Source organism: Mesorhizobium sp. ArgA1 (assembly GCF_053714375.1).
This window is the reverse complement of the sequence record NZ_JBSKBQ010000052.1, coordinates 1-7,542: the sequence shown is the minus strand read 5'-3', so window position 1 is coordinate 7,542 and position 7,542 is coordinate 1. Positions and strand designations below refer to the sequence as shown.

6 protein-coding genes and 2 pseudogenes are annotated in these 7,542 nt (G+C 62.0%); 1 reads left to right on the top strand and 7 read right to left on the bottom strand.

What is annotated here, in order from left to right:
• A pseudogene (locus tag ACWGTI_RS31790) lies at positions 1-89 on the bottom strand (hydrogen peroxide-inducible genes activator); the annotation flags it as partial.
• A gap of 286 nt (positions 90-375) precedes the next feature.
• Here ACWGTI_RS31790 and ACWGTI_RS31785 point away from each other — a divergent pair.
• The gene (locus ACWGTI_RS31785) at positions 376-3,243 is read left to right on the top strand and encodes an ATP-binding protein (protein ID WP_454590592.1); all 2,868 of its coding nucleotides are present in this window, start codon (positions 376-378) and stop codon (positions 3,241-3,243) included.
• Positions 3,244-3,295: 52 nt separating this feature from the next.
• On the opposite strand, the gene ACWGTI_RS31780 is transcribed toward ACWGTI_RS31785, so the two are convergent.
• The 6 genes and pseudogenes from ACWGTI_RS31780 to ACWGTI_RS31755 form a co-directional block, all read right to left on the bottom strand.
• A complete protein-coding gene (locus ACWGTI_RS31780; protein ID WP_454590591.1) occupies positions 3,296-3,811 on the bottom strand; it encodes a cupin domain-containing protein in 516 nt (171 codons plus the stop codon).
• A 225-nt stretch (positions 3,812-4,036) separates the two neighbouring features.
• Complete coding sequence (locus ACWGTI_RS31775) at positions 4,037-4,795, bottom strand: alpha/beta fold hydrolase (protein WP_454590590.1); 759 nt, start codon at positions 4,793-4,795, stop codon at positions 4,037-4,039.
• Positions 4,796-4,813: 18 nt separating this feature from the next.
• Positions 4,814-5,167 carry a putative quinol monooxygenase gene (locus tag ACWGTI_RS31770; RefSeq protein ID WP_454590589.1) on the bottom strand — a complete coding sequence of 118 codons (354 nt, stop codon included), beginning with the start codon at positions 5,165-5,167 and terminating at the stop codon, positions 4,814-4,816.
• On the bottom strand, positions 5,167-5,979 hold the full coding sequence (locus tag ACWGTI_RS31765) for a type 1 glutamine amidotransferase domain-containing protein (RefSeq protein ID WP_454590588.1): 813 nt from the start codon (positions 5,977-5,979) through the stop codon (positions 5,167-5,169). The genes ACWGTI_RS31770 and ACWGTI_RS31765 overlap by 1 nt, the downstream gene beginning before the upstream one ends.
• Positions 5,980-6,337: 358 nt before the next feature.
• Complete coding sequence (locus ACWGTI_RS31760) at positions 6,338-7,153, bottom strand: helix-turn-helix domain-containing protein (RefSeq protein ID WP_454590587.1); 816 nt, start codon at positions 7,151-7,153, stop codon at positions 6,338-6,340.
• 216 nt (positions 7,154-7,369) lie between these two features.
• Positions 7,370-7,542 (bottom strand): annotated as a pseudogene (locus ACWGTI_RS31755) (hydrogen peroxide-inducible genes activator); the annotation flags it as partial.

The following is a 7,542-nucleotide window of genomic DNA, read 5'->3' as shown; positions in this document are numbered from 1 at the left end:
GCCACCATCTGCAGGAGCGTCGTCAGGCTGGTCGCACCGTAGCTGGCCATCGCCACCGGACGCACGCTGCCGCACAGGGCGAGTGCCTGGCCTGCTGCGGGCCAATCGTCAAACGTCGTGTTTTGGCCGGGAGCAGGCCGTCCATTTTCGGCCTCGAAAGGTGGAAGCGGCTCTTAGTTGTCGACCCAATATAAGTGGCGCCTAGCGCAAATGCCGCTGACGTAGATAAGAATAAACCCTTTGGGATATATCGTGGGGGCCGCTAGTTTGTGCCTTTGTCAAGCTGTTCGCTCCATTCAACGTCTTCCGCATTGGCGAAACTGGTAGCCGGTGTATCGTGGTGGGCATAGACTCGAAGGGCTAACGAAGCTGCACATGAATGCGCCGCGGAAATTCGTCTTCGGACCCTTCACACTGATACCAGAGCGTCAATCACTGCTGCGTGGGGACTCTCCCGTTCGAATAGGCGGTAGAGCTCTCGATCTGCTGACTGCCCTTGTCGAACGTCCGGGCGAAATTCTGACAAAGGCTGAGCTGATGGCTCGAGTTTGGCCGAGCACGTTCGTCGACGAAGCGAACCTCAAGGTCAATGTGTTGACCCTAAGACGAACGCTCGGCGACGGGCGGGACGCGCCAGGTTACATCGCGACAGTGACCGGTCGGGGTTACCGATTCATTGCCCCTGTCGAGTCTATCGAACCCTCCGATTTCACGCCTGCTACGCCATTGGCAGTGAAACGCAGCCATAACCTACCCATAACAACAACGCGCATCTTCGGGCGCGCGGCTGCGATAGATGCCATTCAATGCGATTTGGAGGAGTGTCGGCTCGTGTCTGTCGTGGGCGCCGGTGGCATCGGAAAGACCACCGTCGCGCTTGCCGTCGCTGAGAGCCTTGTTCCTGGATACCCTGACGGCGTCTGGCTCGTCGATTTCGCGCTACTAAGGGACGCGGCGCTTGCGGCCAATGCAATAGCGATGGCGATAGGCTTGGCCGTACACTCCGCAGACGCGCTCGCTACATTGCGCGAGCAGCTGCGGGACCGCGAGATGCTGATAGTGCTCGACAGTTGCGAGCACATTATCGAGGCGGCGGCCCAGTGCGCGGACCTGATCCTGGCGGGCGCGGCGGGCGTTAAGATCCTCGTCACCAGCAGAGAGCCACTTCGCGTCAAGGGAGAGCGCGTGCGCCGGCTACCGGGGCTAGGCACTCCCACGCCCTCGGCTCAGCCGGGCGCCGAGGAGGCGCTGACCTACCCCGCCATCCAGCTCTTCGTGGAGCGAGCCACAGAGAGCTTCGAGCAGTTCGAACTCACCGATGCTGAGGCGCCGACGGCAGCCGAGCTGTGCCGGCGGCTCGACGGGCTCGCACTGGCGATCGAACTGGCCGCGGCGCGCATCAACCCATACGGAGTCGGCGGCCTGCTAAGGCAGATCGACGATCGCTTCCGCCTGCTGGTGGGCCGCCGGGCCGGACCGGCACGGCACCGCACGCTGATGGAGACACTGGACTGGAGCTACAGCCTGCTGACGGAGCGCGAGGCGGCGCTTCTGCGCGCCGTTTCCGTCTTCGCCGGCGTCTTCAGCGTCGATGATGCTTCGGCGATTTCGAACATGGCTCCCGGCGATGCGGCGGACGTGCTGGCGGAGCTCACCGCAAAATCGCTGCTTGCGACGGACCTCAATGCCGATGGCACTGCCCACCGGCTTCTCGAGACCATGCGCGCCTACAGTCTTGGGCGCCTGCGTGCCAGCGGCGAGTATCCGGCCGTGCAGCAGCGTCACGCGGAACATGTACTCAAGGTGCTCGATAAAGCCGCGACCGAGTGGACGCAACGCCCGGCCGGCGAGTGGGGGACCGCTTACGGGCGCCTAATCGACGATTTGCGCGGCGCGCTCGTCTGGGCCGGGCAGGACGTTGCGAACCGGCCTCTTCGCATCCGGCTGACAGTCGCGGGTCTTCTGTTGTGGAACCATCTCTCTCTGACCGAGGAATGTCGCATCCACGTCTCGCAGGCGGTCGAGGAGTTGGACTCGGCCGGGCTCGCGGGAACGGCCTTCGAGATGCAGCTCAAGGTCTGGCTGGGCGGCGCGACAATGTTCACGAAGGGTCTCCTGCCCTCGGCGGCTGACGCCATGAGACAGGCCCTTGAGATCGCGGTTGAGATCGGCGACCTCGATTGTCACGTCCGATGCCTCAGGCTGATCGGAGTGTTCCAGCTGTTCAACGGCGAGAACGACGTCGCAGTCCGCACGCTGGAGGAATTCGCATCGATCGCGGCGGCGGAAATCCCCTCCGCGGTGCTCGAGGCCGAAGTCGCGCTCGGTATAGGCGAGCTCTTTATCGGCCGGCTCCACGACGTCCGCGAACGCTTCGAGCGCCGCCACGAGCTCGACCTACGAGACATCAACGACTCGCAGCGCCTGCGCCACCATGTGCGATATTTGTCTGACAGGATAGTCGATGTGACGAACCTGCTGTCGCACGCCCAGTGGCTGACTGGTTCGCCCGACACCGCGCTGAACACCGCTCGCGCGACGGTCGACTACGCGCTGACCACCAGGCATCATCTCTCGCTGGGCAATGCACTATCGTGGGTCTGCCCGGTATTCTACTGGACGGGACGGCATGAGGAGTGCGCCCGCTATGTCGCCATGCTTGACGACCACGCGAACCGGCACGGCTTCGATGTCCGCCGTCCGGTCGCCATGTTCTATCGCGCGGCGCTGAACGCTGCGCAGGAAGGCGCGTCGGCGGAGGAGATCGAGCGTGTCGAGCGGGCGATCAACGAATTCCACGCTACCGGGCACCTTGCCCGGTTGCCCTATTATCTTGGCGTGCTGGCCGAACTGCAGGCAGGGCTGGGTCGCCTTGACGCAGCCGGGATCACCATCGGAGCCGCGCTCGACCGCGCCGGCGCGAAGAACGACCGATGGTGCGCGCCCGAACTCCTGCGGGTTCGCGCCGCGATTCTCAGCGCCGAGGGCAGGACTGACGACGCGCAAGCAACTCTCCTCGCCTCGATGGAACTCGCCCGTGAAACCGGCGCGCTGTCATGGCGGCTGCGAGCGGCCAGCGATCTGGCGCGGCTCTGGCGCGACGCATCGAGACCGCAGGACGCGCGCAACATGCTGCTGGCCGTATTCAGCGAGTTTACGGAAGGAACCGACACGCGCGATCTTCAGATCGCCGGCGGCCTTATCGCCTCGCTCGCACGCCCAGGGGACGGCGAGGCTGCCTAGAGTTCTCCGGCTCGGGGGGCACCCTGGCCTATGCATCCTGACAGCTGCCCGCTCACCTTCGCGCTAGCGCGGCGGCGACCGAGGGGTCGTACCTCCCGTCGATCTGGATGAACAACATGCGGCAAAGCTTTCCGGAGCGGTTGGCCCAAGCGTGGTTGGTGCCGCACTGGATCACGACGCTACCCGGCTTCAGCTGCACCTCGGAATCATCGAGCACCAGCGTCATCTCGCCTTCGATGACGATGCCGTAGTCGACCGCCTCACTGCGATGCATCATTGGGTGAGGTGAATCGGATTTTCTGGTCAACCCCTTGGCGTCGTTGACCTCCTCGAACAACTCCTTCATCTGTGACTCACCGCCAGCCAGGTAATCCTCGTCTGGCGGCATGTCGACGAAGCGAATGCGGGTGCCTTGCTCCGGCGGCAGGTGCATCAGCGGTCCGGCGGTTGGGTCTGGACTATTGTCGACCGGCGCCGGCGCGCCGCGAGTCTCCCAAACCTCATGGAAGGTCATTCCGGGAATAGAAGTCAGGTCGACGACGGTCGGCAGCGGGCCATTGCTCGCCACAATAGACTTGCCATCGGCATCGTGTCCGGTGACGACGCGGTGGATAGGAGGAAAACGACATCAAGATCTCCGAGGATTGCGAAGCGGTAGGATCCGAGCACGGCTACCACTCCTAATACCCTGAGCATCATCTTGAAAGGGCGCGGGAGGTCGGCACGAATGACGTCGACCTTACCGCTTGGAGACAATCATCTCTCCGCCGTCATCTCCGCAGCCAACCATCCGTCAATTCGAGGGCCCGGCCGCACTGATGATGAATGCGGCGACATCCTGTGGATGTGAGAGCATCACCGCGTGACTGCTGGTGATCTCGACGACCTTGGCCTTGATGTGGGCGGCCATGGCCCGCTGTTGGCTCGGCGGGATCATGTGATCCTCGGTCGTCACCATGAAATATGCCGGTTTTTCTTTCCACGCCGGCTTTGAGATTTTTGCCTCGACGGCGCCGAGCCCCCACGGCACTTGCGCGTTGGCCATGAACCGGGTCGTCGCGATATCGATACCGGCGGCGAACGCGGTGGGGAATTTCGCGGGATCGACGAGCAGGAAGCCGTTGCTCGGTGGGAGCAGAGGGGCCTTGTCCTCGCCTGGCGTCGGTGCCGTTGCGATGTCATACACCGACTGGCCAGCCTCAGGCGCGAATGCGGCGAGATACACCAGGCTGCGGACGTTTGGCAGGGTTCCTGCCTCGGTAATGACCGCACCGCCATAGGAGTGGCCCACCAGGACGACAGGCTTGCTAGCTCTCGCAATCACCTGACGGGTGGCCTCCGCATCGCCTTCGAGGGTGACCGTCGGGTTCTGTACCGCCAGCACCTCGTAGCCGTCCGCCGACAGGATGTTATAGACATCCTCCCAGCCGGATGCATCGACGAAGGCGCCGTGCACGAGCACGATCGATACATCCTTCTCGGCAGCCGTTGCGGTGAGTACGGGAGCGGTGGTCATCATGGCTGCGAACAATCCTGTCATTGCGCGTTTCATTGTAGGTCTCCAAAATTTTCAACTGACGTTGACTGGGTTGAGGATCATCGGTGTCCGTTCGGCGAGGTCCTTGACCTTGACGGCATAGTTCTTGAAGTGCTGCGTTCCCTGGTGAACGGCGACGTCATCCTGGCTCGCGTAGAGTTCGTCGAGGACGAACCGGTCGTGCTTGGCCTGGTCCCGCCAGATGTCCCAGCGGAGATTGCCCGGCTCGGCCCGACTGGCGGCCTGCGTGTCAAACAGAAGCGCCTGGAGTTCCTCGGCTCTGCCTGGCAGAGCCACCAGGATCCCTATGATCTTGACGCGGGTGGCCATGTTCTCGATCCCTCTTCCAGGCAGACCGACAGCATAGGCCGCCAGTCCGCGTTCCATCAGGCAACCGCGCGATTGACATTGAGATGGCGGTCAAGCGCAGCGACGAGCTTGGCTGCAATTGGATGATCCGAACGCGGGTTCTGGCCGGTGATCAGCTCGCGGTCCTCGACGACATGGGGCGAAAAGTCGACCGGGGTCGTGGTGACGTCGGCACCCAATCTGCTCAAGGCATCAGGCATATTGAAATAGAGCTTGCCGTGGAGGACGTTCTCCTCGATCGGCTTCTCTTCGCTTGCGGAGTATACCGTCATCTTGTAGCCGGTATACTGCCAGCCCTTTGCCAGGTCGGACGCCTTTGACAGGTCGCCGTCAATCAGCGCCGCTCGATATTCCCTTGCACGCGGAAGCGCGGCAACAGAAACGATCGGCCCGTGGCAGAGCAGTGCCGTTGGCTTCCCGCGCTCATGAAAATGGCGCAGGACCACGCCAAGGTCGGCGTCCTGCATGAGATCGACGACCGGCGCCTGACCGCCGGGCGCGAAGACGCCCGCATAGTTGTCGAGCCCCTCGTCAATCACCGATCGTATGGTGCGGACGTTGATCATGGCGGGATCGTTGTCGAAGAAGGCACGCCCCCGTCTGTAGGCGGCCTCGTCGCCGTCGAAATGCTGCGTGACGTCTGACACCGGGTCGATAAACGGCTTGGTGCCAATGGGCGTGGCCAGCACGATCTCGTAGCCGGCCTCGACAAGGGCCATTGCAGGCACGACGGTCTCGTTAAGATACTGGCCGGTCGGCCCCGTGCCGCCCCCCTGGATCTCGATCCGCTTCGCGTTTGAACCGACGATGAGAACTTTACCCTTGCTCATGAAATCCTCCTGAGTTGATTGGTCAGGTGACCGCTTGCTTGGCCGTGCCACGTCTGAACCCGGAATACCTTCGACTTGCGGAATGCTTGAGCCACTGATCCGCCGTCGACGTCTCGGCTATTCGTTTGCCTCAGAGTTTCGTGCGGCCCCGGCATCTCGTCCTCGACTGCTGCCGCGCGTGATGATCACGGCTTGAAGAGCCTACGTCTGAAACAGCGCCGCCGTATTTTCCGATCTTGCGGGAAGATTCGCAGATGTTGCGATCTTGCGCCGGGCATGGGCCTTGCGTCGAAGGGCGTAGCCGCAGGGAATCCGACGGTTCGGTTCAGGGCATGGCAATCATGAAGTTTTGTTGGACCTACGGATGACGCAGGCGAGATTCGCGAAATCTGCCCGGAGTCATGCCGGTCGCTTTTTGGAAGACGCGAATGAAGTTGGTTTGAGAGCCGAACCCGGTCGCCTGAGCGATCTCGGCCATCGATGCTCGATTGCGCACCAGCTCATCTTCCGCAGCCTTTACGCGACGGAGGGTCAGATAATGATGCGGAGATTGGCCGGTCGCCTCACGAAACAAGCGGGAAAAATGATATGGGCTGAGACGCGCTTCGGCGGCAAGATCGCTCAATGCAATGTTGTCGGCGTAGTGGGCGTCGACATAGTCGAGCACGCGTGCAAGCCTTCTGGGATCGATCTGCGGCACCCTCGCCGGTGGACGCCAACGATCGACTGAGTATTTGCCGATCAAGTGCGCCGCCAGTGCCGCTTGCATGCCATCCACGAACAGGCGATCGATCGCCGGTTCAACGCCGCGGTAGAGGATGTCGTGAAAAGACAGGGCTATCCTCTGCAGCATCGGATCCACCAAACCGCCAGCAAACACCAGTTCGGCTTTGGCCGGATCGATGTCGTAGTCGAACAGGGCACTCTCTTCGATCAAGGTCGGCGGAAGGGAGATGAACAAGCATTCGATCGCAGCGTCCAGGACGGCGTCCCGTTCAAGTATGCCCACCGGACAAATGCGCGCCGTGCCTTGTTCGATGAGATACTGTTGTTTAAGGCCGTTGCCACTGTAGCTCGTGACGGTGCGACCAGAGAGTACAAACCCGACTTCATTAGATTCGAATTCCACCGGATTAAGGTGACCGGCTTCGAGTCTCACCTTTTCGACGCGCAAGTGAGGCCACTCAGCCATATCGCAGAGATGATCGACCGCTCTATACCTCTCGTTCATGCCAGGAGGCAGAGACATGGCTACACCGCACCGGTTTTCCTCCTTGCTCTTTAAAGCCGTGGAACAGTTGTGGGGGTAAAAGGGGGTAAAATCTTCTAAAGGCAGACGCACGGTGCCTTTGGTCAGAAACAGGCATTCGATGTTGGCCTATCAGACAACTCACGCCGCCAGCACGACCTCGCCCAGCCCACGAATGATCTTGGCCAGTTCCACGCACTCGTCATGCCGCACCTTGTTGCGGCGCCACGCCAGGCAGATCGTGCGTTGCGGCATCGGCTCCTGGAACGGGACGATCTTGAGGTCCGGCATGACGCTGGCCGGCTTGGCCGCCA